The following is a 1,196-nucleotide window of genomic DNA, read 5'->3' as shown; positions in this document are numbered from 1 at the left end:
ATGGAGGGGGCCGGGCTGTCCGAGCTGTGGCCGCTCTTCCTCGCCCTGCTGGCGGCGGCGCTGCTGCGCGCCGGCGCCGCCTGGACCTGGGAAGCACTGGGCGCAGTGGCCGCGACCCAGGTGAAGACCCGGCTGCGGCGGCAGATCCTGGACCGCGTCCATGCCCTGGGCCCGGCCTGGCGGGCGGAGCGGCAGACCGGCGACCTCGCCGTCACCCTGATCGAGCGGGTGGAGGCGCTGGACGGCTATTACGCCCGCTTCCTGCCGCAGAGCCGGGTGGCGTCGATCCTGCCGATCCTGATCCTGGCCGCGGTCTATCCGATCGACTGGGTGTCCGGCGTGATCCTGACCATCGCCGGGCCGTTCGTGCCGCTGATGATGGCGCTGATCGGCATGAAGGCGGCCGACGAGAGCCGCAAGCAGTTCCGCACCCTGGCGCGGATGAGCGCCTATTTCCTCGACCGGCTGCAGGGTCTCGCGACGCTGCGGCTGTTCGGCCGGGCCGAGGCGGAGGTCGAGGGCATCGCCCTGGCCGCCGACGCCTTCCGCGACCGCACCATGCGGGTGCTGCGCATCGCCTTCCTGTCCTCCGCCAGCCTGGAGTTCTTCGCCTCGGTCGCTGTCGCGGTTGTGGCCACCTATGTCGGCCTGGGCCTGCTCGGCTTTATCAGCTGGGGCACCGCGCCCGGACTGACCTTGTTCAGCGGCCTGTTCGTGCTGCTGATGGCGCCGGATTTCTTCCAGCCGCTGCGGCTGCTGGCCGCCTATTACCACGACCGGGTGGCGGCGATCGGCGCCGCCGAAGGCCTGGCCGAGGTGCTGGACGGCCCGGCCGAGGCCCCGACCGGCGGCCGCCCGATGCCGCAGGGCGACCTCGACATCGTGTTCGACAACGTCTCGGTCGCCTTCGATGGCGGCGCCCGCAACGCCGTGCGCGGCGTCAGCCTGCGGATCGCGCCGGGCGACCACATCGCCCTGGTCGGGATGAGCGGCGCCGGCAAATCGACCCTGCTGTCGCTGCTGCTGGGCTTCCGCCGGCCGGATGCCGGGCGCGTGCTGGTCGACGGCATCGACCTGGCCGAAATCGACCCGGAAGCGCTGCGTCGCCGCATCGCCTGGATCGGCCAGGCGCCGGTGCTGTTCCACGGCACGCTGCGCGACAACATCCGGCTGGGCCGGCCCGAGGCCGACGATGC

The 1,196-nt window shown here is 72.4% G+C and carries 1 protein-coding gene; it reads left to right on the top strand.

From position 1 onward, the window contains the following. Window positions 1-1,196: thiol reductant ABC exporter subunit CydD (gene cydD, locus P409_RS34775; RefSeq protein WP_052121726.1), on the top strand; the 1,196-nt coding region annotated here is incomplete at both ends.

The organism is Inquilinus limosus MP06, from assembly GCF_000767795.1.
GTDB lineage: Bacteria > Pseudomonadota > Alphaproteobacteria > DSM-16000 > Inquilinaceae > Inquilinus > Inquilinus limosus_E.
The sequence above is the reverse complement of the archived record's forward strand: the minus strand, read 5'-3'. Positions and strand labels throughout refer to the sequence as shown.